Origin of the sequence: Aeromonas sp. LsrichE-8G (assembly GCF_022869435.1) — a bacterium.
Taxonomy (GTDB): Bacteria; Pseudomonadota; Gammaproteobacteria; order Enterobacterales; family Aeromonadaceae; genus Aeromonas; species Aeromonas caviae.
This window is the reverse complement of record NZ_JALIHH010000234.1, coordinates 25,950-52,795: the sequence shown is the minus strand read 5'-3', so window position 1 is coordinate 52,795 and position 26,846 is coordinate 25,950. Positions and strand designations below refer to the sequence as shown.

At 62.4% G+C, this 26,846-nt stretch carries 24 protein-coding genes and 1 tRNA gene; 15 read left to right on the top strand and 10 right to left on the bottom strand.

Annotated features, from left to right (window positions below; all coding sequences use genetic code 11):
- Nucleotides 1–139 (top strand): transposase (locus MUW49_RS19965; protein ID WP_210537942.1); only part of this gene is annotated, 139 nt, incomplete at its 5' end.
- Between the two features lie 54 nt (nt 140–193).
- Here MUW49_RS19965 and pyrI read toward each other — a convergent pair.
- From pyrI to MUW49_RS19950, 3 genes are all read right to left on the bottom strand, one after another.
- Complete coding sequence (pyrI, locus tag MUW49_RS19960) at nt 194–658, bottom strand: aspartate carbamoyltransferase regulatory subunit (protein ID WP_010676006.1); 465 nt, start codon at nt 656–658, stop codon at nt 194–196.
- Nucleotides 659–674: 16 nt separating this feature from the next.
- The gene (gene pyrB, locus MUW49_RS19955; protein WP_161957725.1) at nt 675–1,595 is read right to left on the bottom strand and encodes an aspartate carbamoyltransferase; all 921 of its coding nucleotides are present in this window, start codon (nt 1,593–1,595) and stop codon (nt 675–677) included.
- Nucleotides 1,596–1,869: 274 nt separating this feature from the next.
- On the bottom strand, nt 1,870–2,412 hold the full coding sequence (locus MUW49_RS19950) for a hypothetical protein (RefSeq protein WP_210538332.1): 543 nt from the start codon (nt 2,410–2,412) through the stop codon (nt 1,870–1,872).
- 202 nt (nt 2,413–2,614) lie between these two features.
- Between MUW49_RS19950 and MUW49_RS19945 the strand changes: the two genes are divergently transcribed.
- Together MUW49_RS19945 and MUW49_RS19940 are read left to right on the top strand one after the other, a co-directional pair.
- Nucleotides 2,615–2,691: transfer RNA gene (locus MUW49_RS19945), tRNA-Trp, on the top strand.
- A 209-nt stretch (nt 2,692–2,900) separates the two neighbouring features.
- Nucleotides 2,901–4,271 carry a phosphatidylserine decarboxylase family protein gene (locus MUW49_RS19940; RefSeq protein ID WP_210538333.1) on the top strand — a complete coding sequence of 457 codons (1,371 nt, stop codon included), beginning with the start codon at nt 2,901–2,903 and terminating at the stop codon, nt 4,269–4,271.
- A gap of 56 nt (nt 4,272–4,327) precedes the next feature.
- On the opposite strand, the gene MUW49_RS19935 is transcribed toward MUW49_RS19940, so the two are convergent.
- Complete coding sequence (locus tag MUW49_RS19935; protein ID WP_244813113.1) at nt 4,328–4,822, bottom strand: class IV adenylate cyclase; 495 nt, start codon at nt 4,820–4,822, stop codon at nt 4,328–4,330.
- Nucleotides 4,823–5,475: 653 nt separating this feature from the next.
- Here MUW49_RS19935 and MUW49_RS19930 point away from each other — a divergent pair.
- Nucleotides 5,476–7,365 carry a methyl-accepting chemotaxis protein gene (locus tag MUW49_RS19930; RefSeq protein WP_210538334.1) on the top strand — a complete coding sequence of 630 codons (1,890 nt, stop codon included), beginning with the start codon at nt 5,476–5,478 and terminating at the stop codon, nt 7,363–7,365.
- 63 nt (nt 7,366–7,428) lie between these two features.
- A protein-coding gene (locus MUW49_RS19925) for an IS5 family transposase (RefSeq protein WP_244813112.1) occupies nt 7,429–8,282 on the top strand; the annotation gives its coding sequence in 2 pieces (ribosomal slippage) (nt 7,429–7,771 and nt 7,771–8,282; 855 coding nt in all).
- Between the two features lie 141 nt (nt 8,283–8,423).
- On the opposite strand, the gene MUW49_RS19920 is transcribed toward MUW49_RS19925, so the two are convergent.
- The 3 genes from MUW49_RS19920 to MUW49_RS19910 are packed head-to-tail and all read right to left on the bottom strand — an operon-like array spanning nt 8,424 to nt 10,310.
- Complete coding sequence (locus tag MUW49_RS19920) at nt 8,424–8,867, bottom strand: GNAT family N-acetyltransferase (protein ID WP_042015636.1); 444 nt, start codon at nt 8,865–8,867, stop codon at nt 8,424–8,426.
- Nucleotides 8,864–9,385 (bottom strand): lipocalin family protein, encoded by a 522-nt coding sequence (locus MUW49_RS19915; protein WP_039039627.1) that lies wholly within the window; start codon nt 9,383–9,385, stop codon nt 8,864–8,866. The genes MUW49_RS19920 and MUW49_RS19915 overlap by 4 nt, the downstream gene beginning before the upstream one ends.
- A 1-nt stretch (nt 9,386) precedes the next feature.
- Entirely contained in the window at nt 9,387–10,310 is a 924-nt protein-coding gene (locus MUW49_RS19910) for an AraC family transcriptional regulator (RefSeq protein WP_113978604.1), read from the bottom strand.
- A 118-nt stretch (nt 10,311–10,428) separates the two neighbouring features.
- On the opposite strand from MUW49_RS19910, the gene yqhD reads away from it, so the two are divergent.
- The 5 genes from yqhD to MUW49_RS19885 all read left to right on the top strand — a co-directional run bounded on the left by yqhD (nt 10,429) and on the right by MUW49_RS19885 (nt 17,450).
- On the top strand, nt 10,429–11,589 hold the full coding sequence (yqhD, locus tag MUW49_RS19905) for an alcohol dehydrogenase (protein ID WP_010675997.1): 1,161 nt from the start codon (nt 10,429–10,431) through the stop codon (nt 11,587–11,589).
- 506 nt (nt 11,590–12,095) lie between these two features.
- Complete coding sequence (locus tag MUW49_RS19900) at nt 12,096–13,622, top strand: Re/Si-specific NAD(P)(+) transhydrogenase subunit alpha (RefSeq protein ID WP_010675996.1); 1,527 nt, start codon at nt 12,096–12,098, stop codon at nt 13,620–13,622.
- 11 nt (nt 13,623–13,633) lie between these two features.
- The gene (pntB, locus tag MUW49_RS19895; protein ID WP_010675995.1) at nt 13,634–15,118 is read left to right on the top strand and encodes a Re/Si-specific NAD(P)(+) transhydrogenase subunit beta; all 1,485 of its coding nucleotides are present in this window, start codon (nt 13,634–13,636) and stop codon (nt 15,116–15,118) included.
- A gap of 326 nt (nt 15,119–15,444) precedes the next feature.
- Complete coding sequence (locus MUW49_RS19890; protein ID WP_025202524.1) at nt 15,445–16,116, top strand: PAS domain-containing protein; 672 nt, start codon at nt 15,445–15,447, stop codon at nt 16,114–16,116.
- Nucleotides 16,117–16,142: 26 nt separating this feature from the next.
- A complete protein-coding gene (locus tag MUW49_RS19885) occupies nt 16,143–17,450 on the top strand; it encodes an L-serine ammonia-lyase, iron-sulfur-dependent, subunit alpha (RefSeq protein WP_161957724.1) in 1,308 nt (435 codons plus the stop codon).
- Nucleotides 17,451–17,522: 72 nt separating this feature from the next.
- On the opposite strand, the gene MUW49_RS19880 is transcribed toward MUW49_RS19885, so the two are convergent.
- Nucleotides 17,523–18,278, bottom strand: a complete 756-nt coding sequence (locus MUW49_RS19880) for an outer membrane protein assembly factor BamD (protein WP_029314864.1) — start codon at nt 18,276–18,278, stop codon at nt 17,523–17,525.
- Between the two features lie 116 nt (nt 18,279–18,394).
- Between MUW49_RS19880 and rluD the strand changes: the two genes are divergently transcribed.
- The 4 genes from rluD to MUW49_RS19860 all read left to right on the top strand — a co-directional run bounded on the left by rluD (nt 18,395) and on the right by MUW49_RS19860 (nt 23,941).
- The gene (rluD, locus tag MUW49_RS19875; protein ID WP_113978600.1) at nt 18,395–19,375 is read left to right on the top strand and encodes a 23S rRNA pseudouridine(1911/1915/1917) synthase RluD; all 981 of its coding nucleotides are present in this window, start codon (nt 18,395–18,397) and stop codon (nt 19,373–19,375) included.
- 119 nt (nt 19,376–19,494) lie between these two features.
- Nucleotides 19,495–20,232, top strand: coding sequence for a peptidoglycan editing factor PgeF (gene pgeF, locus MUW49_RS19870; protein WP_113978599.1), 738 nt, complete (start codon nt 19,495–19,497; stop codon nt 20,230–20,232).
- A gap of 250 nt (nt 20,233–20,482) precedes the next feature.
- Entirely contained in the window at nt 20,483–23,056 is a 2,574-nt protein-coding gene (gene clpB / locus MUW49_RS19865) for an ATP-dependent chaperone ClpB (protein WP_113978597.1), read from the top strand.
- Nucleotides 23,057–23,116: 60 nt separating this feature from the next.
- Nucleotides 23,117–23,941, top strand: coding sequence for an MBL fold metallo-hydrolase (locus MUW49_RS19860; protein WP_052816171.1), 825 nt, complete (start codon nt 23,117–23,119; stop codon nt 23,939–23,941).
- Between the two features lie 227 nt (nt 23,942–24,168).
- On the opposite strand, the gene asnA is transcribed toward MUW49_RS19860, so the two are convergent.
- Nucleotides 24,169–25,161, bottom strand: coding sequence for an aspartate--ammonia ligase (asnA, locus tag MUW49_RS19855; RefSeq protein WP_113978594.1), 993 nt, complete (start codon nt 25,159–25,161; stop codon nt 24,169–24,171).
- A gap of 154 nt (nt 25,162–25,315) precedes the next feature.
- On the opposite strand from asnA, the gene asnC reads away from it, so the two are divergent.
- Nucleotides 25,316–25,777: a transcriptional regulator AsnC gene (asnC, locus tag MUW49_RS19850; protein WP_041214272.1), complete on the top strand. Its 462-nt coding sequence runs from the start codon at nt 25,316–25,318 to the stop codon at nt 25,775–25,777.
- Between the two features lie 101 nt (nt 25,778–25,878).
- Here asnC and MUW49_RS19845 read toward each other — a convergent pair whose 3' ends face one another.
- Nucleotides 25,879–26,643, bottom strand: coding sequence for a transporter substrate-binding domain-containing protein (locus MUW49_RS19845; protein ID WP_043153932.1), 765 nt, complete (start codon nt 26,641–26,643; stop codon nt 25,879–25,881).
- Nucleotides 26,644–26,846: the final 203 nt, after the last annotated feature.

Sequence of the window (26,846 nt, the reverse complement as noted above, 5' to 3'; positions counted from 1 at the left end):
AAACTACCCGATGCACACGAGTGTGCTGGAAGGGGTGAACAACAAGATCAAAGTGATAAAGCGTATGGCATATGGATTTAGGGACTCAGAATACTTTTTTCTGAAAATCAAGGCGGCCTTCCCCGGAAAGCCGCGATGAACCTCAAAAATGGGCCCGACGGGGCCCACATGGATATCCTTTGTCGGCAGGAAATCAGTAGCGTTCGCTGACGATGTCCTGGGTGAAGGACTTCTCGCAGTATTTGCACTTCATCCGCACCGCCCCTTTCACCTCGCGCACCCGGAAGTAGCTCTCCACCGGTTCGTTGTGGGAGATGCAGTTGGAGTTGGGGCAGTGGAAGACCCCTTCGATGAACTCCGGCAGCGCCAGCTGGTGCTTCTTCACCACCACGAAGTCTTCGATGATGTTGACGGTGGCCTTGGGGGCGAACAGGGCGAGCTGGTTGGCCTGCTGCTCGGTCAGACGGGTGTTCTCGATCTTGATGAGATCCTTCTTGCCGAGGGCGCCGGATTTGAGGTTGAAGCCGACGGTGATCCGCTCCTGGGTCTCGATCAGCTGGAACAGCTTGAGGATCTTGATGCCCTGGCCGGCGGGGACGTGGTCGATGACGGAGCCGTGGCGGATGGCTTCGACTTGCAGTTGGTTCTTCTCGGACATGATGTTCCCCTTTCCCTTATACGGTTTCGTTCAGTACCAGTGCCAGCAGTGCCTGGCGGGCATAGACCCCGTTCTCCGCCTGCTGGAAGTAGTAGGCGTGGTGGGTCTTGTCGACGGCGACCTCGATCTCGTCAACCCGGGGCAGGGGATGGAGGATCTTCATGGTGGGCTTGGCCCCTTCCAGGGTCGCCAGCTCCAGCACGAACTTGGCGGCCATGTGCTTGTACTCGGTCTCGTCGAAGCGCTCCTTCTGGACGCGGGTCATGTAGAGGATGTCGAGCTCCGGCATCACCTCTTCCATGGTCTCGTGCACGCTGAAGCGGATGCCCTTCTCTTCCAGCTCCTCGCAGAGGTAGTCCGGCATGGCCAGCGCCTCAGGGGAGATGAAGAAGAAGCGGCAGTTGAACAGGCTCAGGGCCTGGGCCAGGGAGTGGACGGTGCGGCCGTACTTCAGGTCACCGACGAAGGCGACGTTGAGGCCGTCCAGCTTGCCTTGGGTCTCGTGGATGGAGAAGAGGTCGAGCAGGGTCTGGGTGGGATGCTGGTTGGAGCCGTCACCGCCGTTGATGACCGGCACCCGGGAGAACTCGGAGGCCAGACGGGCTGCCCCTTCCTTCGGGTGGCGCATCACCACCGCATCGGTGTAGGAGCTGATGATCTTGATGGAGTCGGCCAGAGTCTCGCCCTTCTTGGCGCTGGTGTTGCCGCCGTCGGCGAAGCCGATGATGTTGCCGCCCAGGCGCTGGACCGCGGTCTCGAAGGAGAGACGGGTGCGGGTGGAGGCTTCGAAGAAGCAACTGGCGACCAGCTTGTCTTTCAGCAGGCGGCTGTCGGGTTCGGCCTTCAACCGCTGTGCGGTGGCGACCACCAGTTCCATGTCGGACCGGGTCAGATCCGAGATGGAGATGACGTGTTTGTTATAGAGTGGATTGGTCATCGTCTGCATTCCCTTTGGCATCAATGAAGGTTTTTCCGGCACAAAAAAAAGCCCCTGAAACAGGGGCTCTTTTCAAAAAAAACGGGGGATCTGTGGGACGGGAACCGGAAACAACGGGGCCGCTCTGGTGCGCTCCACCCGTCTGCAAGGCTGCTTTTTTCATCAAAAACGGCATTGTCCTGTCCCGACCTTTTTCAAAACCGCACCGATTATAGGGCTGGTTTTTGAATTGTCAAAAATTTATTTCAGAGGCAGGATTTGGCCAGAAAAACGTTTAAGTGTCGCGAACGGGTCGACAAATCCAGAGTGCGTGCTGCGCCTGCAAGGGAGCGCTATCGGCGGCCATGCTGCGCAGGTAGCCGAGTCTGTGGTGCCCCTCCAGCAGGCAGTAGGGATGGGGCAGGGGGTGACCGTCCGGGTAGCAGGTGCCCGGGGCGGTGGCGAGGACGATGACAGGCTCGGACCAGGTTCCCCGGTGCAGCATGTCATCGCCGAGCCAGGAGCGGCGCACGTAGCGGTTGCTGCGCAGCATCTCGCCCCAGCGATCGATCACCTCCATGTGGCGGGAGTCTATCTGCTCGATAATCTGCGCGGTGGGCCAGTGCTCGCACTCGAACTGGTGGCTGGCGAGATCGATAAAGCTCCAGTTGGATTCAAAACCGCGCCAATGGCGGTAAATCCACTGGGCGAGCACATTGGAGGGTATGGAGGGCACCAGGGGAGAGACTCTGTCCAGATAGTCGTCCAGGGTCTCCGTCTTGCGCTCATCCCGGAAGTTGAGGGGCGCAAGCTGTTGCAGCAGTCGGTAATTGAGCATGGGCAGCCTCCCTGAGCCTGGTTTCACCCTACCCCCATTTGTGTCCCATTCCTACCCCGTCGGGGCTGCAAATACAGCAGCTTACCCCCGCTCCTTGTTGGAATTGCGGGGATCTGCTCGTCATTTGTTCGATCGCATCGAAAGTGAGAAAAAAAGCCTTTACCTTTGACCTCCGCTTTGTATACTACGCCTCGTTTGTTGCAGGGGCGTAGTTCCAATTGGTAGAACAGCGGTCTCCAAAACCGATGGTTGCGGGTTCGAGTCCTGCCGCCCCTGCCATTTTTCAGAAAGGCCAGCTCATTGAGCTGGCCTTTCGCATTTGCGGCGTTTGCCACCGCCTCCGTTAGCCTCTTTTTCTCCGCTTCGCCGCTGCCATTTCTGTCAATGGAGGCCGCTTTTCCCCTGTGCTACATCTTGCTTCCTGCCAGATGGCGCCTTCAGGCGCATCGCATCCGGCGGGCCCAAGGCGCTTCAACAAGGAGAGAGCGATGAACAAGGCAGTGGATACGCGTCACCCCCATGCCCATGCCGGTGGCTGGGTCCCCCGGGATCAGGCCCATGTGGCGCGCTGGGTACAGCGGCTGCGTCAGGCGGTCACCCGCCAGCCTCGCCCGCTGGTGGCCCCGATCGCCGGATTGAAGGCGCTGGTGGAGCAGGATCCCCTCCTGCATCAGCAGGCCCAGGGGATGTTTGACGAGGCGTGGCAGCATGAGCACAGCACGCCGCTCGGTCAGGTCCAGGTGCGCAGCTTCGATGAGTTCCTGCAGCTGCTCAACGGCATCATGACCACGGCCCCGGAAGCCTATCAGAATGTGCAGACCCAGGAGCCCGCCGGGCTGATCGGATTCCCCATCAATGCCCTGCTCAACTGGCCCATGGCGACGGCCGCCGGGTACGACTTCTTCGCCAATGCGCTGGTGAACCAGCAACTGCGCAAGATCCTCGGCTACTGGGCCGATTTCCTGCAAGGTCCCGCGTCCCGCTATGTGCTGACCGAGTCGGTGAGCCCCCTGGATCGCCAGACCCTGATCGTCCCCTGGCTCGGGGAGGTGGCGAAACGGGAGATGGTCAAGGTGGCGCAGGGGGCGCTCGGGGCCGGCGACAACCCCACCCCAGAGCGCTTCGAGGGGATCTTCCACACCGCGCCGGGAGAGGAATACGAGGGCTTCGCCAGCTGGGACGACTTCTTCACCCGCCGCTTCTGCCCCGGCGTGCGGCCGGTGACGGCCCCGGACGATGACAGCGTGATCGCCAACGCCTGCGAGTCGGCCCCGCTGCAGGTGGTGACAGGGGTAAGGCGGCAGGACGCCTTCTGGCTCAAGGGGCAGCCCTATTCTCTGGACAACCTGCTGGACTTCGACCCGCGCGCCGCCGCGTTCGAGGGGGGCACCCTCTATCAGGCCTTCCTCAGCGCCCTCAGCTATCACCGCTGGCACAGCCCGGTGAGCGGCACGGTGCGCTCGGTCAAGGTGGTCAACGGCAGCTACTACCTGGCCAACCGCCACCAGGGTTTCGACAGCCCGGCGGGGCCCGACCCCAGCGCCCCGAACCAGTCCCAGCCCTTCCTCACCGCGGTGGCGACCCGGGCACTCATCTTCATCGAGGCGGACAACCCCAAAATCGGCCTGATGTGCGTGGTGCCGGTGGGCATGGCGGAGGTGTCGAGCTGCGAGGTGACGGTGCAGCCGGGGCAGCGGATCGCGAAGGGGGAGCAGCTCGGCATGTTCCACTTCGGCGGCTCCACCCACTGCCTGCTGTTTCGCCCCGGGGTCGAGCTGGCGTTCGACTTTTACGGCCAGCAGCCGGGGCTGGAGGCGACCAACCTGAGGATCAACACGGCGCTGGCGCGGGTGACATAACCCTGCTCCCTGATGGTACGAGGCCGCCTTCGGGCGGCCTCGCTGTTGTGAATCCCTCAGGGTCGTCGTTGCAGCAGGAGATCCAGATAGGCGCCTTCGATCAACCGGGAGTGCTCGATACTGAGACGCGCCATGATGTCGTGAGCTTCCTGCATCCCCACCTCGCGCGGTTCGTCATCTTCCAGCACCACTTCCAGTTCGAGGAAGTGACCCAGCCCTTCAACCCGGTCGAGATGGATCCGGGTTCTGCCCACCAGAAACAGGGTCCGCTGTTTTCGCACTCTGCCAATCTGGCCGCAAGCCAGGGTGAGCGTTTCCCGCAGCTTGTCCGGCTCGTTCGTTGGCGTGATGTGGTAGTAGCTCTCCTTCGGACCCTGTTGATCAGGCCTGCGGTAGAAGATGAGCTGGCCTGCCGAAGGGGAGAGCGTCCGCAATTTGAAGCGGCCCGATTCACAGCGAAAGAAGGTATCGTCCTGGGCGATGTCGACGGGGCCCTTGTCGGCGATGGCCGCGGCTCTGGGGATAAGGTCATCGACCCCGGCTAAGCGCAATGCTGTTCAGATAAGCACTTTTTTGACTGATTATTCATAAATTGGATTTGAGTTGAGGGGGCAAGGCTGTGTCCAGTCGATCTTCCTCCAGCCTTTATCCAGCGGGGCTTGCAATAGAAAGAGGGAGGCATCATGCCTCCCTCGGTTTTTTGTCCTGATACTACGTAGACTGGAACTCAAATTCTCTTAAGTGAACAGCATTGCCCGGCTAAGCGGGCTTTGATCTCGATATTTCGTGGCATGGCAGCGGGCTCTCCTTGAAAACGGGATACCCAATCTAGCACAGCCCACGTTGTCGAGAGGGGGGCAACAGGGGGAGTACCAGCTCGGTTCCTGATGGATGCTCAACCCTGCCCGCCAACCCTCTTTGCAGGCACCTGAAACCGCCCTCAAGAGACAGGTCAGCGGGCGCTGACCTGCTCTGCCGGTGCCTGCCCGTCATCCGCGACCTGACCTCATGGCCGCCTTCGGGCGGCCTTGTGGTGCCTGCGGGTGTCAGCATGGAATAGTGAACAGTCTGTTGCTGGTAGTGCGTTCTGTTGTTGATAGATGAAAAAATATCAGGATTCACTAAAGACCGTTCATCATTGTGCCGATAGAACTACCAAGATGGGGGTATTCCCGGCCCCCGGCTACCACAAGGATTCGTTGTCATGACTCTCTCGTTGCGCGGCAAGCTGCTCGCGGCCAGCCTGGGGGTAGTGCTGCTGATGGCAGCCCTGCTCGGTATTGTCGCCTTCCACACCCTCAAATCCCGCACCCTTGACGCCATCCAGAGCGAGGCGGTCAACTACGGCCACGCCCACTCGGTGGCCATCGGCAACTGGCTTGAGGATCGCAAGCACGCGGTCGACGCCCTGGCCGCTGTCATTGCGCGCGACCCCGACACGGCCCTGGTGCCCCACCTGTTGCAGACCCGCACCTCCGGCGGTTTCGGCCTCACCTATTTTGGTTCGGCGCAGGGGGAGATGACCCGCCACGATCCCGCCCTCAACACCGCCAACTATGACCCCAGGGCCCGCCCCTGGTACCAGAACGCCGACAAGGCGGGCAAGCTCATCGTCACGCCGCCCTATGTCAGCGTGACCATGCAGCAGATGGTGGTGACCCTGGCCGAGCCGGTGAGCCACCAGGGCCGGGTGATCGGGGTGGCCGGGGCGGATCTCTCCCTCGACGCCCTCATCGACGAGGTGCTGGCCATGAAGGTGCAGGGAGAGGGCTACGCCATGCTGCTCGACCGCACCGGCCTCATCGTCGGCCACCCGAACAAGGAGCTGGCGCTCAAGCAGGTGGCGGAGCTGGATCCCGGTCTCACCGGAGCGGCGCTGGATGCGTGGAGCCGCGACGGTGAACTGCACGGCGCCAACCTGAACGGGCGCGAGGTGCTGCTTTCGGTGCAAGGCGTGCCCGGCACCGACTGGCTGCTCGCCATGGTGATGTACAAGGAGGTGCTGGAGGCGCCGCTCGCCTCCCTGTTGTGGCAACTGGTGGGGCTGACCCTGGTACTGCTGCTGGTGTTCGGTGCCCTGCTCATCGCCATGTTCAACTACCTGTTCGCGGATCTGGGACGGGTCTCCAGGGCGCTCGCCGACATCGCCCACGGGGAGGGGGATCTCACGGTGCAGATCGCCACCCGCAGCCAGGATGAGGTGGGGCAGCTGGCCCAGAACTTCAACCAGTTCGTGGCGCGACTGCACGGCATCGTCAGCCGGTTGCGGGGCGTCACCGTCGAGCTGGCGGCCCAGTCCCGCACCCAGGCGGCGGGGGCCGAGGCCCGCAGCCAGCGGGTGCGCCAGCAGCAGGACGAGATCGTCATGGTGGCGACCGCGGTAACCGAGATGGCCTCCGCCACCCAGGAGATCGCTGGCAACGCCGAGTTTGCCGCCAACACCGCCGGCGATGCGGTGCGCCTCGCGGTGGCCGGCCAGTCCCAGGTCGGCCAGAGCCAGCGCAGCATCACGGGGCTGGCGGGGGAGGTCTCCGACGCCAGCCAGACCATCCACGAGCTGGATGGTCACGCCCAGCAGATCAGCGGCATTCTGGCCACCATCAGCGGCATCGCCGAGCAGACCAATCTGCTGGCCCTGAACGCCGCCATCGAGGCGGCCCGGGCCGGGGAGCAGGGGCGCGGCTTTGCCGTGGTGGCGGACGAGGTGCGGGTGCTGTCGCGCCGCACCCACGACTCCACCGCCGAGATCCAGCAGATGATCGAGGCGTTGCAGCAGACCACCCGCAAGGCGGTGGGCGGCATGGAGACCAGTCGCCAGCTGGCGGGCACCAGCGTGGAGGACGCCGAAGCGGCGAATCTCAGCCTGGGCAGGATCAACGAGGCCATCGGCGCCATCAGCGACATGGCGACCCAGATCGCGGCGGCGGCCGAGGAGCAGACCTCGGTGACCGGCGAGATCAGCCGCAACACCGAGAATATCCGCCACGTCTCCCAGGCGCTGGCGGCCCAGGCCGGCGAAGAGGCCGCCCAGGCGGCCCAGCTCAAGTCTCTCACCGAGCGGCTGGAGCAGGAGATCGGGCGCTTCCGGCTCTAGGCTGTGTTCTTAAAGTGATGAGGATATAATCTCACATCTTCTCAACAGCTTAAGATCCATTCCGTGTCCCGCCGTTATCAGCTGACTGATGCACAATGGGGGCTTATCGAGCCCCAGTTTCCTTCTCGAAGCCTGATCGGGCGCCCTACCCGTGAACCGCGCCAAGTGCTCGATGGCATTCTCTGGATACTCCACACCGGAGCTCCTTGGCGAGACCTTCCAGAACGTTTCGGACCATGGAATTCGGTCTACAACACCTTCCGGCGTTGGCAGGATGCAGGCCGGATTGATGCCATTCTGGAAGCGCTGCAACTCAAGCTCAATGAAGAAGGGCTCTTCGATTTCGACCTGTGGTGCCTGGACGGCTCCAATGTCAGAGCATCCAAAGATGCTGCCGGTGCACGTAAAAAAACACCTCAATGAATCAAGCCCTTGGCCGTTCGCGGGGAGGTTTCGGCAGCAAAATTCACTTGGTCACGGACGGTCATGGCTTACTACTGAGCTTCTGCCTGTCACCGGGGCAATCAGCAGAAATCAGCTATGCAACAAGCGCGTTGGCCATGGCGAGGATACCAACGTCATCAGGTCGCTACCGAACACGGCCAGCGCATCTTGCCGCAGACAAGGCCTATAGCAGCAAAGCCTTTCGAGCCGAGCTACGGCGGAGAAGGATAAAAGCGGTTATTCCGCAACGCAGCGACCAGCAACGGCGCCATAAGGGGCGTCCATTGGTACTGGACAAGGTGCATTACCGCAGGCGCAATGTCGTGGAGCGGTGCTTCGGTTGGTTGAAGAAGTTTCGCCGGTTTTCAACGAGATATGAAAAGCTAGCCAAGAGTTTTGCAGCCTTTATCAAACTGGCTTTCTGCCTTCGCTACTTGCGCGAGTTATGTGTGGACAGAAAACCAGCATTTTGAGAACACAGCCTAGGCTGCGACCCGGATGTGACAAAGGCGACCCCGGGGTCGCCTTTATTCATCCTGTGTATGGATATTATTTCGCCACGCACCCGCTGAATAATGCCGGGTCCTGGCCCGGCAATCGGCCAGGCCAGGGGCTCAGAGGGGCTTGATGTAGCTGTAGAACTCGTTGTCCCGCTGGTAGCCGTGCCCTTCGTAGAGGGCCTGAGCCTGCCGGTTGTCGGTGGCGGTGCTCAGCATCAGGAAGGCGGCGCCCGTCTCCTGGCCGTGGCGATCGGCCCGCGCCAGCAGCGCCTGGGCCACCCCCTGCTGGCGGGCCGCCGGCGCCACGAACAGATCGTACAGCAGCCAGATGGGCTTCAGGGCGAGGGAGCAGAACAGGGGATAGAGGTGTGCAAATCCCAGCACCTCTCCCGCCTCGCTCTGGGCCACGAAGAGCACCGACTCCCCGGCGGTGCAGCGCTCCAGCAGGAAGGCTTCGGCGGCCTCGGGCCGGGCAGGCAGCCGGTAGAACGCCCGGTATTCCACGAACAGGGGGGTGACCCGGGGAATGTCCCCGGGGGTGGCCTGGAAGATCCTCATGGGGCGTTCCCCGCCGGATCCTGGCTGACCCAGATCAGCCGGTCGGTGGCAAAGCCGAGCCCCCGGGCTCGCTCGACCAGGGCCTCTACCTTCTCTTTGGGGGGATGGGGCGTGCGGGAGAGGATCCAGAGGTACTGGAGGTTGTAACTGCTCACCAGAGAGAGGTCATAGTCCGTCGCCAGTACGTTGTAGCTGCCGTAGAAGGGGCCGAAGAAGCTCACCTTGAGGCGCCCCTCGTCGCTGTCGCCCACGAAGTAGGCGCGCCCCTCGGCCTCGCGCCATTCCCCCTGTTCGTCCTGCCCCCGGTTGATCACCCTGACACCGCCGTCATCCCGCAGGCTGTAGGTGGCGGTGACCCGGTTCAGGCCGCGCTCGAAACCGTGATCGAGGCGGGCCACCTCGTACCAGGTGCCCAGGTAGCGGTCGAGCTGGAAGGGCTTGACCACCTGGTGCCCCGGCGGAATGCCGGTGCAGGCGGTGGCCAGCAGGGTCAGAACGAGCAGGATCAGTGTGCGCATGTCATCCCTCCACGATACGCAGTTGTCCCGAGCGGAAGCGTGCCGCGTGTTCGCTCGGGGTGTTGCCAAAGAAGCGTTTGTATTCGCGGCTGAACTGGGAGCAGCTCTCGTAGCCTACCTTGTCCGCCGCCACCCCGGCCTTGAGGCCGTCGTGCAGCATCATCAGCCGCGCCCGGTGCAGGCGCAGGGTCTTGATGTACTGCAGGGGCGAGGTGGCGGTGGCCGCCTTGAAGTGGTGGTGGAAGGCCGAGATGCTCATGTTTGCCTCCCGGGCCAGCTCCTCCACCGTCAGGTTCTCGGTAAAGCGCTGCTCCATGATACGCAGCACCCGGGCTATCTGGCTCACCTGGCTGTGACGGCTGGCCATGGCCAGCAGGGCGGGGGCCCCCCCTTCGTGCAGGGCGTGGAACAGGATCTCGCGAACGGTCTGGGGCCCCAGCACCCGGGCGTGGAGCGGTTTGTCCATCACGTCGATGAGGCGCTCCACCGCGCAGAGCATGGTCTCGGAGAGGGGCACTGAGACCACGCCGCGACCCTGCTCCGCCGGGGCGGGGGCCGCGTCCCCCATCTCCAGCAGCAGGGCCTGCAGCGCCGCCACGTCGATCTCCACCGAGAGCCCCACCAGGGGGGATTCGGGGGAGGCGAAGCACTCGCACTCGCAGGGCAGCGGCAGGGTCATCATCAGGTAGTGCTCGGGGTCGTAGCGGAAGGTGAAGTCCGAGAGATAGCCCACCTTGTGCCCCTGCAGGATGATGATCATGCGCGGGCGGTAGAGCACCGGGATGCGGTCGTGATGCTCCGTGGTGTAGATGAGGTGCACGCCGGGCACGGGGGCGGCGGTGATCCCCGGGTGGGGGGCCAGGGCGGCGAGTCGGCTGGCGAGGGCGGACTGGTGGGTCGCCGCGATGGGCTGATTTGTACTCATTTATCTAGGCTCAGTAGAAATAGGCAAGAAATCGGCAGAAAGTTCCCTTGATGGTAGGTGGTTATAAGAGAAAAATGCAACCCATACCTTACCGACTACGACCACCCCGGGAGATCCCATGAACAACTTCATCCTGCACACCCCCACCAAGGTGCTGTTCGGCAAGGGCCAGGTGGCCCAGCTGCGCGGCCAGATCCCCAGCGACGCCCGTATCCTCGTCACCTACGGCGGTGGCAGCGTGGTGCGCAGCGGCCTGCTGGACCAGATCCGCAGCGAGCTGGCCGGCCTGACCCTGTTTGAATTTGGCGGCATCGAGCCCAACCCCACCTACGAGACCCTGATGGGTGCCGTCGAACTGGCCCGCGCCGAGAAGATCGACTTCCTGCTGGCAGTGGGTGGCGGCTCCGTGCTGGACGGCTCCAAGTTCATCGCCGCGGCCGCTCACTACGATCCGGCCAGGGATCCCTGGCACATCCTCGAGACCGTCGGGGGCGAGGTGGCCTCCGCCATTCCTCTGGGCAGCGTGCTGACCCTGCCGGCCACCGGTTCCGAGATGAACATGGGCGCCGTCATCACCCGCAAGAGCACTGGGGACAAGCAGCACTTCTTCTCGCCCTTCGTGATGCCGCGCTTCGCCGTGCTCGACCCCGTGCTCACCTACACCCTGCCCGCCCGTCAGGTGGCCAATGGGGTAGTGGATGCCTTCATCCACACCCTGGAGCAGTACCTCACCTACCCGGTGGATGCCAAGGTGCAGGATCGCTTCGCAGAAGGGCTGCTGCTGACCCTGGCGGAAGAGGGGCCCAAGGCGCTGGTGGAGCCGGAAAACTACGACGTGCGTGCCAACATCATGTGGAGCGCCACCCTGGCGCTGAACGGCCTGATCGGAGCCGGTGTGCCCCAGGACTGGGCCACCCACATGCTGGGTCATGAGATCACCGCCCTGCACGGTCTGGACCACGCCCAGACCCTGGCGGTGGTGCTGCCCGCCCTGCTGCAGGCCAAGCGCGAGCAGAAGCGCGCCAAGCTGCTGCAATACGCCGAGCGGGTCTGGGATCTGCGCAGCGGCAGTGACGAGGCGCGTATCGACGGTGCCATCGCCGCCACCCGCGACTTCTTCGAGCGGATGGGGATCAAGACCCGGCTGCGGGATTACGTGGCCGACGCCCGGATCGACGCCCTGCTGGCCAAGCTCGAAGAGCACGGCATGACCGCCCTGGGTGAGCACGGCGACATCGACCTGGCCCAGAGCCGGCATATTTATGAGGCGGCCTGGTAAGCAGAGCACGCCTGAACCGGGCCCAAGGCCCGGTTGCACCAGGGGGCCCGAGCCCGCCAGCAGGCGGGGACGCGGCCCCCTGATCGTTGCAAAATGGTTACTTTTTCCCTTTTCATCTCATCAGATGAGCCAACGGCAGATTTCGTAAGAACAAAAAACGCTAAGGTAGAGGCCGGGTTAAACATTTTTTTTGACTGGTTGGATCACTTTTTTTAGCGCTTTTTGCTGGTATAAGCCCCTAATTTGGTTTGTTTTTTTTAATCATGGTCCGGGATGGGCTGAATTCTGTACCCGCCCGCCCGGGGCCGTGGTTGTAATAAAACTCCAAAATTTGATACTAATCACCCTCGCGCCTGAAAAGCGGGGGCCTGACCGTGACAGGAGGTCGAGGTGAAGCCTGCTGATTTTCATAACAAAGGGCCCGTGACCTGCACTTTGATCATGCCTTGTCCCCTCAGACATGAGAGACTTGGCGATGATTGTTTATTAACCATCAGGGAATAGTCATGCAGATTGGAATACCGAGAGAGAGTCTCGCCGGTGAGACCCGGGTCGCAGCGACCCCGGCCACTGTCGAGCAGCTGAAAAAGCTCGGCTTCGAGGTTGCCATCGAGGCCGGTGCCGGCCTGCGAGCCAGCTTCGATGATGCCGCCTTCGAGGCTGCCGGTGCCAGCGTGGTACCGAACGTCTGGCAAGCCGACCTTGTCTTCAAGGTCAACGCGCCGACCGAGGCCGAAATCGCACAAATTAAGGATGGTGCCACCCTGGTGAGCTTCATCTGGCCCGCCCAGAACCCCGAGCTGGTCAAGAAGCTTTCCGAGCGCAACATCAATGTGATGGCGATGGACATGGTGCCGCGGATCTCCCGTGCCCAGTCCCTCGACGCCCTCTCTTCCATGGCCAACATCGGTGGCTATCGCGCCGTCGTGGAAGCCGCGCACCAGTTCGGTCGCTTCTTCACCGGCCAGATCACCGCCGCCGGTAAAGTACCGCCCGCCAAGGTGCTGGTCATCGGTGCCGGTGTGGCCGGTCTGGCCGCCATCGGGACCGCCGGTTCCCTCGGTGCCATCGTGCGTGCCTTCGATACCCGTCTGGAAGTGGCCGAGCAGATCGAGTCCATGGGTGGGGAATTCCTCAAGCTGGACTTCGGCGGCGAAGATGGCGCTTCCAGCGACGGTTACGCCAAGGTGATGAGCGAAGAGTTCATCAAGGCCGAGATGGAGCTGTTCGCCCAGCAGGCCAAGGAAGTGGACATCATCATCACTACCGCCCTGATCCCGGGCAAGCCGGCACCCAAGCTCATCACCAAGGAAATGGTGGACAGCATGAAGCCGGGCTCCGTCATCGTGGACATGGCGGCCCAGGCCGGCGGCAACTGCGAATACACGGTACCGGGTGAACTGCATGTCACTGACAACGGCGTCAAGGTGATCGGTTACACCGATCTGCCGGGCCGCCTGCCTGCCCAATCCTCCCAGCTCTACGGCACCAACCTGGTGAACCTGATGAAGCTGATGTGCAAGGAGAAGGACGGCAACGTCGCCATCGACTTCGAAGACGTGGTACAGCGCAACATGACGGTGGTCCAGGCCGGTGAAGTGACCTTCCCGCCCCCCGCCATCTCCGTCTCTGCCGCCCCGCAGAAACCCGCTGCCGCCAAACCGGCCGCCAAGAAGGAAGAGGCCAAGCCCTCCAACAAGAAGTTCGTGTTCGGTGCCCTCGGCATCGCCGCCTTCGGTTGGGTGGCCGCCGTGGCGCCTGCCGCCTTCCTCTCCCACTTCACCGTCTTCATCCTGGCCTGCGTGGTCGGTTACTACGTGGTGTGGAACGTCTCTCACGCCCTGCACACGCCGCTGATGTCGGTCACCAATGCCATCTCCGGCATCATCGTGGTCGGTGCGCTGTTGCAGATTGGACAAGGGTCGACCCTGGTCACCGTGCTGGCCTTTGTCGCCGTGCTGATTGCCAGTATCAACATCTTCGGTGGCTTCACCGTCACTCAGCGCATGCTGAAGATGTTCCGTAAGGATTAAGGGGGTTTAACGTGTCTCAAGGACTGGTAACAGCATCCTATATCGTTGCCGCCGTGCTCTTCATCCTCAGTCTCGCGGGACTGTCGAAGCAAGAAACGGCCAAGCATGGCAACCTGTTCGGTATCGCGGGGATGGCCATCGCCCTGCTCGCCACCGTCTTCAACCCGGAAACCAGTGGCGTCCACTGGATCATCCTGGCCATGGCCATCGGTGGCGCCATCGGCGTGCGTCTGGCCCTCAAGGTCGAGATGACCGAGATGCCGGAGCTGGTGGCCGTGCTGCACAGCTTCGTGGGCATGGCAGCGGTGCTGGTGGGCTTCAACAGCTTCATCGATCTGCACCCCTCCGCCCCCGCTGAAGTGGTGGTCTCCGTCGGTTCCAACCTGGATGCGACCCTGGCAGCCGCCCGGGCGGCGTTCGAGCAGGCGGCAAGCGTCGCCCAGGTCGAGCACCTCTCCGGCGCCATGCTGAACATCCACCTGGTGGAAGTGTTCCTGGGCGTCTTCATCGGTGCCGTGACCTTCACCGGTTCCGTGGTGGCGTTCGGCAAGCTGCGTGGCCTCATCTCTTCCAAGCCGCTGATGCTGCCGCACCGCCACAAGCTGAACCTGCTGGCAGTGGTGGTCTCCATCGCGCTGATGATCCACTTCGTCAATGCCGGTGGCTCCACCTTCGCCCTGCTGGTGATGACCCTGATCGCCTTCGCCTTCGGCTGGCACCTGGTCGCCTCCATCGGTGGTGCGGACATGCCGGTGGTGGTCTCCATGCTGAACTCCTACTCCGGTTGGGCGGCGGCGGCGGCGGGCTTCATGCTTTCCAATGACCTGCTGATCGTCACCGGTGCCCTGGTGGGTTCCTCCGGTGCCATCCTTTCCTACATCATGTGCAAGGCGATGAACCGCTCCTTCATCTCCGTGATCGCCGGTGGCTTCGGCTCCGACGGCGTGGCCTCCACCGCCGAGCAGGAGCTGGGCGAATACCGCGAGACCAACGCCGAAGACGTGGCCGACATGCTGAAAAACGCCAGCTCCGTCATCATCACCCCGGGCTACGGCATGGCGGTGGCGCAGGCCCAGTACCCGGTGGCCGAGATCACCCAGAAGCTGCGTGATCGCGGCGTCAAGGTGCGCTTCGGCATCCACCCGGTGGCCGGTCGTCTGCCTGGTCACATGAACGTGCTGCTGGCGGAAGCGAAAGTCCCCTATGACATCGTGCTGGAAATGGACGAGATCAACGATGACTTCGCCGACACCGACGTGGTGCTGGTGATCGGTGCCAACGACACCGTCAACCCGGCCGCCATGGAAGATCCGGGCAGCCCCATCGCCGGCATGCCGGTGCTGGAAGTGTGGAAGGCGCAGAACGTCATCGGCTTCAAGCGCTCCATGAACACTGGCTACGCCGGTGTCCAGAACCCGCTGTTCTTCAAGGAGAACACCCAGATGCTGTTTGGCGATGCCAAGGCCAGCGTCGAGGCCATCCTGAAGGCGCTGTAAGCGTTGACCGGATGAGACAAAAAGGGGGCTTCGGCCCCCTTTTTTATGACCAGGGTGGATGACCGTGGCAGGGAACAGACAGGCGGTGGTGCCTGCCTGTCCGGACTGACTGACGAGCCCTGGCTCAATTAAAGTTGAGCCAAAGCACCAAAAAACCACCTTAAAGGCCTCTCATGGGGCCTTTTTGTCATTTCAGTCGTGATTTTGCTCACATTTTGTGGTGTTGTCTCACCAGTCGGGCATAATGCCCGCGCAAAAAGCGGATTTGCTCAATTTTATTTGAGTCCGCTGTGAATATCCTTACCCAACGTTGACCGGATGACCCCATGACCGAGGTAGCTCCCTTGCGCGACGCCAGCACACTGACCGATGAAGAGCGCCATCTGATCGCCAGCTTCGAGCCTGCGGTGGCGGCGCTGTCCGCCCTGTTTGGCCCGGGCTGCGAGGTGGTGCTGCACGCCTTTGACAGTCTGCACGCCTCCGTCATCAAGATTGCCAACGGCCACATCACCGGCCGCCAGGAGGGAGCGCCGGTCACCGATTTTGCGCTCGACAAGTTGCACAGTGCCGCCGGCAGCCAGTGGAGCAGCTATTTCTCCCGCTCCCGGGAGGGCACCCTGCTGAAGTCTTCGTCCATCACCATCAGCAACCGCGAGGGCAAACCCATCGGTATGCTGTGCGTGAATTTCAGCCTGGACACGCCCCTTGGCAGCCTGCTCGACACCTTTGCCCCGCCCGCAGTGCCCCCTGCCCACGGCACCGAGACCTTCGCCAGCTCGGTGGATGATCTGGTGGCGCAGGTGATCGCCAAGGTGGACAGGGATCCCGGGCTGGGCAGCAGCGTGCGCAACAAGGCGATCGTGCACCGGCTCTACGACATGGGCATCTTCGAGATCAAGGATGCCGCCCAACTGGTGGCCGAGCTGCTCGGCATCTCCCGCCATACCGTTTACCTGCATATTCGCAATCACAAGGCGGAACTGGCCGAACAACAATGACGAGCCCGCACGCGGGCGTCATGAACATGAGACACATCGCAATGAACGCACAATGGACCGACTTTATTACCCTGCTCAAGCGTGAAGTGGTGCCGGCCCTCGGCTGCACCGAGCCCATGTCGGTCGCCTTGGCGGCGGCCAACTGCCGCAAGCTGCTGGGGCTGGTACCGACTCGCACCCGCGTCTGGGTCAGCGGCAATCTGTTCAAGAACGGCATGGGGGTCGGGGTGCCGGGTACCGGCATGATCGGCCTGCCGGTGGCCGCCGCCGTCGGCATCACCGGTGGCAACCCGGATGCCGGGCTGGAGGTGCTCAAGAGCCTCACGCCGGATCAGGTCGAGGCGGCCAAGGGGCTGCTGCCCACCATAGAGGTGGATGTGAAGGATGTGCCCGACGTGCTCTACGCCGAGGTGCTGGCCGAAGTGGAGGGGCACAGCGCCCGGGTGGTGATCTGTACCGACCATACCCGCATCGTGCTGATGGAGAAGGATCGCGAGGTGTTGATGGTGCAGGACAGCGCCCCCGGGGTGCAGATCCAGCCAGCCAAGGCCGACAAGCCCGCCATGACCCTGAAGGAGATCGTGGCCTTCGCCCTGGAGGTGCCGCTGGCCGAGATCGACTTCATCCGCGAGGCGGCCACCATGAACCAGGCGCTGGCGGACGAAGGGCTGCAGGGCTATGGCCTGCGCATCGGCAAGATCCTCACCGACCAGGTGGAACGCAAGCTGCTTTCCGACGATCTGATGACCCTGGCCATGCGCCTGTCGTCTGCCGCCTCCGATGCGCGGATGGATGGCGCCATGCTGCCCGCCATGTCCAACTCCGGTTCCGGCAACCAGGGCATTGCCGCCACCATGCCGGTGGTCGCCGCCGCCCGCTTCCTCAAGGCCGATGACGAGCAGCTGGCCCGTGCCCTGGTGATGAGCCACCTGGTGGCCATCTACATCAAGGCTTACCAGAACAAACTCTCCGCCCTGTGTGCAGCCAGCACTGCCGCCATGGGATCGGGGGCCGCCATCACCTGGCTGCTGGGGGGCCAGTTCGAGCAGATCAGCCACTGCATCAACAACATGATTGGGGATGTTTCCGGCATCATCTGCGACGGCGCCGGCAGCGCCTGCTCCATGAAGGTCTCCACCTCAACCTCGGCGGCGGTGAAATCCTCGCTGATGGCCATCAACAATCTGCGCGTGCCCCAGAGCGAGGGGATCGTCTCGGACGATGTGGACCAGACCATCGCCAACCTGGGTCGCCTCTCCAGGGAGGGGATGCTGGATACCGACATCGAGATCATCAACATCATGCGGGCCAAGCAGCAGGGTAAGCACCAGTGACCCCGGAGTGCCGCCGTCGGCCATAAAAAAACCGGAGCCAGTGGCTCCGGTTTTTCATTGTCCGTTCGCTACTCAGCCGCGACCGAGACGGTTGTCCGGGTAGTTTTTGGCCAGCACTTCTCGGGCATGCTGGGCCAGGGTCGGCATCTTCAGGGTGTCATAGGCGTTGACCATGATCTCCAGCGCCTTCTCGGTTTCCATCGTGTCAGGATAGGTCTCGACGATCAGCTTGGCGCGGTTGGCGGCGGCGATCAGGGCGTCACGCTTGACGTAGTACTCGGCTACCCCCAGGTCATAGCGGGCAAGACGGTTCTTCAGGCCGATCATGCGGGCACGGGCATCGGCTGCATAGCTGCTGTTGGGGTAGTTCTGCAGCAGGGTCTTGAAGTCCTGGAAGGCCTGACGGGCGTAGGAGGGGTCCTTGTCATCCCGATTGATGCCGAGGAAATCCTGGAAGAAGTTGTAATCCGCCGCCATGTTGGTCAGGCCGCGCATATAGAAGACGTAATCGATGTTCTTGTGCGCCGGGTTCAGGCGGATAAAACGGTCGATGTTGGCGATCGCCTGGGCGGTATCATCCTGCTTGTAGTAGGCATAGATGAGATCGAGCTGAACCTGGTTTGAGTAGGCACCGAACGGGTAACGAGAGTCCAGCGCTTCCAGCAGTTCGATGGCATTGAGGTAGTTGCCGGTATCCAGTTTGATGCGGGCTTTCTGGTACAGAACTTCCGGCGGTTCGTCGGGAACCTTGGGTTTGGTGCTGGAACAGCCAGTGATCAGGGTAGCGACCAAGGCGAGCGACATCAGCAGGTGAGACTTCTTTCCCATCAACAACATCCGGTCCATTTCCACGAAATTGGCAAAGTATCCGTTATGCTTGGCTAAAAGAAAAGCTAGAATACCCGGATTATTTCGAATTGATACCCCCGCTCAAGAGACCATACATGAGCCAGCATATTGAACTGACAGGCGAATTTCAGGATCACCAATTCGGGCAACGACTCGACCAGGCCCTGGCCGAATTGTTTCCCGACTACTCCCGGACCCGCATCAAGGAGTGGATTTTACAGGACAGAGTGACCCTGGACGGTCAGGTTGCCAATACCCCGCGCGAGAAAGTGGTGGCCGGGCAGCAGGTACATGTGAATGTGGAACTGGCAGACGACACCCGCTGGGATGCCCAGAACATCGAGCTGAACATCGTCTATGAAGATGAACACATCCTGGTGATCGACAAGCCGGCCGGCCTGGTGGTTCACCCAGGCGCCGGTACGCCGGACGGCACCGTGCTCAACGCCCTGCTGCACCGCTACCCCGGCATCGCCGAGGTCCCCCGCGCCGGTATCGTGCACCGTCTGGACAAAGACACCACGGGGTTGATGGTGGTGGCCAAGACCATTCCCGCCCAGACCCACCTGGTGGAAGCCCTGCAGGCACGCCAGATCACCCGTGAGTACGAGGCGATTGCCATCGGTCACATGACCGCCGGCGGCACCGTCGATGCCCCCATCGGTCGTCACCCGACCCAGCGTACCCACATGGCCGTGGTGCCCAACGGGCGCGAGTCCGTCACCCACTACCGGGTGCACGAGAAGTTCCGTGGGCACACCCGTCTGCGGTTGCGGCTGGAGACCGGCCGTACCCACCAGATCCGTGTCCACATGGCCCACATCAAGCATCCGCTGGTGGGGGATCCCGCCTACGGCGGTCGTCTGCGTCTGCTGCGCAACGCCACCCCCGAACTGACCGAGGCCCTGCGCGGTTTCCACCGTCAGGCGCTGCACGCCACCATGCTGAAGCTGGCGCACCCCATCACGGGTGAAGTGATGGAGTGGCACTCCACCACGCCGCAGGACATGGTGGCGCTGATGGAAGTGCTGCGGGCGGATACCCTGGCCAATCCGGACGATCTGGTCTGGAACTGATCCCGGGGGCGGCCTTGCGACGATTCCTGCCGTAACCTGCCCTCCATGATCTGATGCGGGGCCCCTTGACTGGTTGCAGCCAAGGGGCCCCGTTTTCATATGAACGAAAGGAGCCACAGATGAACTGGATCGCACCCGACTGGCCTGCACCGGGCAATGTCAGGGCTCTCTCGACCACCCGGGACGGCGGCATCAGCGAAGGGGTCTTTGCTGGTCTGAACCTCGGGGCCCATGTGGGCGATGCACCGGCCAGGGTCGAGGCCAACCGCGCCCGACTGCAGCAGGTGGCGGGGATCCCCGGCACTCTCAACTGGCTCAACCAGGTACATGGCATCGCCGTCCATCCGGTGAGCGACCGTTATGAGCGCGTACCGGATGCCGATGCCGCCTGTGCCCGTGAGGCGGGGCAGGCCTGCATCGTGATGACTGCCGACTGCCTGCCGGTGCTGTTCTGCGATCGGGCAGGCACCGTAGTGGCGGCGGCCCATGCCGGCTGGCGCGGACTGCAGGGGGGCGTATTGGAGGCAAGCATCGCCGCCATGGGCTGCGAGCCTGGCGAGATCCTGGCCTGGCTGGGCCCGGCCATCGGTCCCGCCGCGTTCGAAGTGGGTGGCGAGGTGCGCGATGCCTTCATGGCGGAGCAGGCGGAAGCGGCGACTGCATTCGTGCCATCCCTCAACGAAGGGAAATGGCTGGCGGATATCTATCAGCTGGCCCGACTGCGCCTCGCCCGCGCCGGCGTCACCGCCATCTATGGCGGCGAATACTGCACCTTCAGCGACAGCGAGTGCTTCTACTCCTATCGCCGCGACGGGCAGACTGGTCGCATGGCCTCCCTTGTGTGGCTGGAAAAATAGCCGAAGAGGCGCTCGCGAGTGGCCGCAAGCGCCTCTTCACTCCCTGGTGATGGCCCTTTGGCGGCCATGTCTTGCTGCCGAGCAGGCTCAGGGTACAGGCTGCCATTGCGAGGTCGTTTTCCCTCGGTCATTGCTATTGAGGAAAAAATAAACAGCCACCCCTTGAAATTGCCCTTCAAGACCACATCTTCCTTGTCAGAAAGCGATGTTGTTGCCGCGCATGCGGCGTCTGTCTTGAAGGGGGAGTGCAATGCGCCTCGATCGCCTGACCAGCAAATTCCAGATTGCCATTTCCGATGCCCAGTCTCTTGCACTGGGTCGTGACCACCAATTCATTGAACCCGTCCATCTGATGAGCGCCTTGCTCAATCAGGACGGCGGATCCATTCGTCCGCTGCTCACCCTGACCGGGCTCGACATCAATACCCTGCGCTCGCGCCTCGGCGAGGAGCTGGATCGCCTGCCCCGCGTCAGCGGGGTGGAAGGAGACGTACAGCTCTCCAACGGCCTCGGCCGCCTGCTCAACGTCTGCGACAAGCTGGCCCAGCAGCGCAAGGATCAGTTCATCTCGTCCGAGCTGTTCGTGCTGGCGGCCCTGGACGAGAAGGGGACGCTGGGCGAGCTGCTGCGTGCCCAGGGGCTGACCAAGGAAAAACTCGAGGCAGCCATCGACAAGGTACGTGGCGGCAAGAAGGTGGAGGATGCCAACGCCGAGGAGAATCGCCAGGCGCTGGAGAAGTACACCATCGATCTCACCGAGCGGGCAGAACTCGGCAAGCTCGACCCGGTGATCGGCCGGGATGACGAAATTCGCCGCACCATCCAGGTGCTGCAACGCCGCACCAAGAACAACCCGGTGCTGATCGGTGCCCCCGGCGTCGGCAAGACCGCCATCGTCGAGGGGCTGGCCCAGCGCATCATCAATGGCGAAGTGCCGGAAGGACTCAAGAACAAGCGGGTGCTCTCTCTGGACATGGGGGCCCTGGTGGCCGGTGCCAAGTATCGCGGCGAGTTCGAGGAGCGGCTCAAGGCGGTCCTGAACGATCTGGCCAAGGAAGAGGGCAGCGTCATCCTCTTCGTGGACGAGCTGCACACCATGGTCGGCGCCGGCAAGGGCGAGGGTGCCATGGATGCGGGCAACATGCTCAAGCCCGCCCTGGCCCGCGGCGAGCTGCACTGCGTCGGGGCCACCACCCTCGATGAGTACAGGCAGTATGTGGAGAAGGATGCCGCGCTGGAGCGCCGTTTCCAGAAGGTGCTGGTGGAGGAGCCCTCGGTGGAGGACACCATCGCCATCCTGCGTGGCCTGAAGGAGCGCTACGAGCTGCACCACCATGTGCAGATCACCGACCCCGCCATCGTCGCGGCGGCCCAGCTATCCCACCGCTACATCGCGGATCGCCAGCTGCCTGACAAGGCCATCGACCTCATCGACGAGGCGGCGGCCAGCATCCGGCTCCAGATCGACTCCAAGCCGGAATCCCTGGACAGGCTCGAGCGGCGCATCATCCAGCTCAAGCTGGAGCAGCAGGCGCTGATGAAGGAGGACGATGACGCCAGCCGCAAGCGCCTCGATCTGCTCAATCAGGAGCTGACGGAAAAAGAGCGGGAATACAACGAGCTGGAAGAGGTGTGGAAGGCCGAGAAGGCTGCCCTCGCCGGGACCCAGCACATCAAGGCTGCACTGGAGCAGGCCCGTCAGGATCTCGATGTGGCGCGCCGCGCAGGGGACTTGGGCCGCATGTCCGAGTTGCAGTACGGCCGCATCCCGGAGCTGGAGAAACAGCTGGATCTCGCCACCCAGGCTGAGATGCAGGAGACCAGCCTGTTGCGCAACCGGGTCACCGACGTGGAGATCGCCGACGTCCTGGCCCGCTGGACCGGCATTCCGGTGGCCCGCATGCTGGAAGGGGAACGGGAGAAGCTGCTGCGGATGGAAGATCAGCTGCACAGCCGGGTGATCGGCCAAGAAGAGGCGGTGGACGCCGTCTCCAACGCCATTCGCCGCTCTCGTGCCGGGCTGTCCGACCCGAACCGCCCCATCGGCTCCTTCCTCTTCCTCGGCCCCACCGGGGTGGGCAAGACCGAGCTGTGCAAGGCGCTGGCGGAGTTCCTGTTCGATACCCAGGATGCCATGGTGCGGATCGACATGTCCGAGTTCATGGAGAAACACAGCGTGGCCCGTCTGGTGGGGGCGCCTCCGGGATACGTGGGTTACGAGGAAGGGGGGTATCTCACCGAGGCGGTGCGCCGTCGCCCCTATTCGGTGATCCTGCTGGACGAGGTGGAGAAGGCGCATCCCGATGTCTTCAACATCCTGTTGCAGGTGCTGGACGATGGCCGCCTGACCGACGGTCAGGGGCGTACCGTGGACTTCCGCAACACCGTGGTGATCATGACCTCCAACCTCGGGTCTGATCTCATCCAGGAGCACCACTCCGAGAAGGATTACGACGAGATGAAGGTCATGCTGATGGAGGTGCTGAGCCGCAGCTTCCGGCCGGAGTTCATCAACCGGATCGACGAGACCGTGGTGTTCCACCCCCTCGGTGAGGAGCACATCAAGTCCATTGCCCGCATCCAGCTCAAGAGCCTGATGAGCCGTCTGGAGTCCCAGGGCTTCGAGGTGGAGGTGAGCGAGGAGCTGCTGACCAAGCTGGTTCATGCCGGGTTCGATCCCGTCTACGGGGCGCGCCCCCTCAAGCGGGCGATCCAGCAGAAGGTGGAGAACCCGCTGGCCCAGGCCCTGCTCAGCGGTCGGGTCATCCCTGGCAAGACACTGCGGCTGGGGGCCGACAGCAACGGCCTCACCATGACCCAGTAATGGGATTGTCGATGAAAAGCGCAGGCCTCGTGCCTGCGTTTTGTTTTCAGGGTGATTGAGATGCTGACGTTTTCCGTTTTGGTGGATGATGATGTTCATCTACCCGGCTGCCTGCCTGAAAAGGGACTGTCGTTGCTGTTGGAGTGCGATGGACTCAAGGTGCTGTTCGACAGTGGTCGGGGCCGGGCGCTGCGGCACAATGCCGAGGTGATGGGGGTAGATCTTGGCTCTCTCACCCATGTGGTGCTGTCCCACGGTCATTACGACCATGTGGGAGGCATCGGCTCCCTGCCCGTCTATTCCGATCCCATTCCATTGATCGCTTGTCCGGATGTGTTCAATGAGCGGGGCTACTTCCTGCCGTTGCTGCCCCGACGCTACAACCTCTACCGCCTCTCGGGCGACCTGGATCCGCGACAACTGGCGACGAGAGGGCTGCTCCCTCACTGTTCAGCTGAGCCGGTCTGGCTGTCCGAGCGGCTGGTGTTCCTGGGATCCATACTGCGACGGGAGCAGGCCAAACCCTCCTTGCTTGGTTACATGGTGCGGGGCGGGCGAGTGGAGAAAGACCTTATCAGCGATGATTCGGCGCTGGTCTACAAGAGCGAGCAGGGTCTGATAGTCTTCATCGGCTGTGGTCACGCCGGGGCCGAGAACATCATCGCGCGGGCCAAGGAGGTGTGTGGCGATGAGCGGATCCACGCCGTTATCGGCGGCCTGCATCTGAAGTTTTCCGGCCCGCAGCGGGCGGTGGCGCTCGGCACTTATCTGCAGGAGGAGGCGGTAGAGAAGCTGTTTGCCTGTCATTGCACCGGCAAACGGAAGGCAGTGCTGCCGCGGCAGCGCCAGATCGGGGCCGGTTTCGAGTACCGATTTCCTGCATAAAAAAACGGCAATCCGAAGATCGCCGGGAGGAATGTATTCGATGCGATCTGACGTGGGTTGAGCGGATCGCAGGGGCAAGCCCCAGGGTCGGCAGGCACAGTCAGCGACCATGCCCGCCTTACAGTCAGTCGGGATACGCTCTCCACCCCGGCTGACCAGCTTCGCTATCGCGTCTGTCCCGCGCCGTGTTGCCGCGATAGGAGGACAGATGCAATCAAATCAATTCGTTACAGCATGTCTGGGATGGCAGCCTTCATTTCAGATGGCCAGACGCCGACCTGGACCTGACCTATGTGCTCTTTTTGCAGCAGCAGCATGGCCAGACGGGATTGGCCGATGCCACCGCCGATGGTCTGCGGCATCCGTGCAGCCAGCAGATCCTGGTGCCAGTCGTACTGCAGGCGATCCTCGTCGCCGGTGATGGCCAGCTGGCGGCGCAGCGCCTCGGCGTCGACCCGGATCCCCATGGAGGAGATCTCGAAGCTGTCCTGCAGTACCGGGTTCCACACCAGAATGTCACCATTCAGACCCGCCAGCCCCAGCTCGCTCTCGCTGCTCCAGTCGTCGTAGTCCGGGGCACGGACGTCGTGGCGTTCGCCGTGGGAGAGGGCGCCACCGATACCGATGAGGAAGACCGCTCCCAGCTCTTTGGCGATGGCGCGCTCGCGTCCCTTGGCATCGAGGTCCGGGTAGCGGGTCAGCAGCTCTTCACTGTGCAGGAACTGAATATCCGCCGGCAGGAAGGGGGTCAGGTCGTGCTCGGCACAGACCGCGCGCTCGGTGGCCTTGATGGCGACCCAGATGCCGCGCACCGTCTCCTGCAGATAGGTCAGATCCCGGCGCTCGCCCGGCATCACCTTCTCCCAGTCCCACTGGTCGACGTAGACGGAGTGAATGGGGCTGAGACGTTCCTCGTCCGGACGCAGTGCCTTCATGTGGGTGTAGATGCCTTCACCCGGGCCGAAACCGAAGCGACCCAGAGTCTGGCGCTTCCACTTGGCCAGGGAGTGGACCACTTCATAGCTGTGCTCCGGCAGGGTTTTCACCTTGACCTGCACTGCATGCTCGCAGCCGGAGAGGTTGTCCTGGGTGCCGTCACCGACCCGGCTCAGAATGGGGGCTTGTACCTCCATCAGGCCGAGTTGCAGTGCGAGTTGGCGGGAGAACATCTCTTTGACGAAGCTGATCTGCTGTTGGCTGCGGATGTAGTGCTGTTTCATGCTGAATTACCTGTCGTGAATCCGTTGAATGCGGTGATTCTTCAACAGAATCCCAACTAAATTCAATATTCGATAATTGAAATAGGCTTTGTTTGTTTTTTTATTCAAAATAAGCCATCAATTAATGATGAATCATTAAAAGGAGCGCAAAAAAGTGTCAGAAAATTATCGGATCGATAATCTCGATCAGGCCATCCTCTCCGCCCTGATGGAGAATGCGCGCCTGCCTTACGCCGAGCTGGCCAAACAACTGCTGGTGAGCCCGGGCACCATCCACGTGCGGGTAGAGAAGATGAAGCAGGCGGGCATCATCGAGGGAACGCGGGTGCAGGTGAACCCCAAGAAGCTGGGCTACGACGTCTGCTGCTTCATCGGGATCAACCTCAAGAGCGCCAAGGATTACCCGTCGGCCCTGGCCAAACTGCAGGCGCTGGACGAGGTGGTGGAGGCCTACTACACCACGGGCCACTACAGCATCTTCATGAAGGTGATGACCCGTTCCATCGACGAGTTGCAGACGGTACTGATCCACAAGATCCAGACCATCGACGAGATCCAGTCCACCGAGACGCTGATTTCGCTGCAAAACCCGATCCTGCGGGATGTGAAGCCTTGAGTCGGGTGGTCTGAGGGGGGCGTAGAGACCCCTCTCCCGTGATAGACCCTGTCCGCGCTGCAGAATTCGACCCTGTGGGAGATGACACCCTGACTGGTGGGTCAGGGTTCGATATAGGGGATGCCGTATTTGTCGTAGAGGGCCTTGAGCCGGCCGTCCCGCTTCATGTGCAGCAATTCGGCATCATAGGCGGCCATCAGGGCCGGGGTGTCGGCATCGGCCCGGGAACGGGTCCAGGCATTGAAGTAGGGGCTGGTCTTGAGGGGTTTTGGCAGGTAGTCGAGCTTGCCTTCCAGTCCCTCCTCTCTTATCTGGGTGAAGGCGGTGACCAGGGACATGGGCACCACGTCGATACGACCGGCAATGAGTTTTCGCAGTTGCAGCTGGTTGATGGGGATCTCCTGGAAGTGATAGCTCGGGTCTGTCATGGCTGCCGCGAGCTCGGGGGTATAGGAGAAATCCCGGGTGACACCGATACGCCAGGGTTTGAGATCCGTCAGATGGTCATAGTGGATCAGGCCTGCGGACTCCTTGCGTATGAAGAAGTGCCAGCTATGGAGCATATGGGCCTGTTTGGGGTAGAGCAGATAGGCCTCCCGCTCCGGTTTGTAGGAGTGGGCCAGCAGCAGATCATAGAAGCCGCTTTCGGCATTGCGGGTGAGCCTGGCTCCCGAATCGATGAGCTCAATCCTGATGGGGGTATGGAGCGTGCCGAAGATGGCGGTGACGAGATCCACATCCAGCCCGCGAGGGTGTCCCTGTGCATCCAGCCACTTGAGAGGGGGCTCCTGGATGCCACCAATGACCAACTCCCTGGCTGACAGCCAGCAGGGCAGCAGAAAGCAGAATACGAGCAAGCGTCGCACGTTACATCTCCTGAGCATTGGGGACGGGGTCGCATCCGGCAGGGACTGTGACCGATACCTATCTAACTAGAGACGACCACGGATGGCAAACCCTGAAATGGGGAGGGGACAAACGAACGGTGCCGGTGGGAGGGGGGCGGGCTGCCTCGACAGGCCGCCCCGTGGCAGAGTCGGGCGGGATGGACCAGCCACTCGCCGGCTGT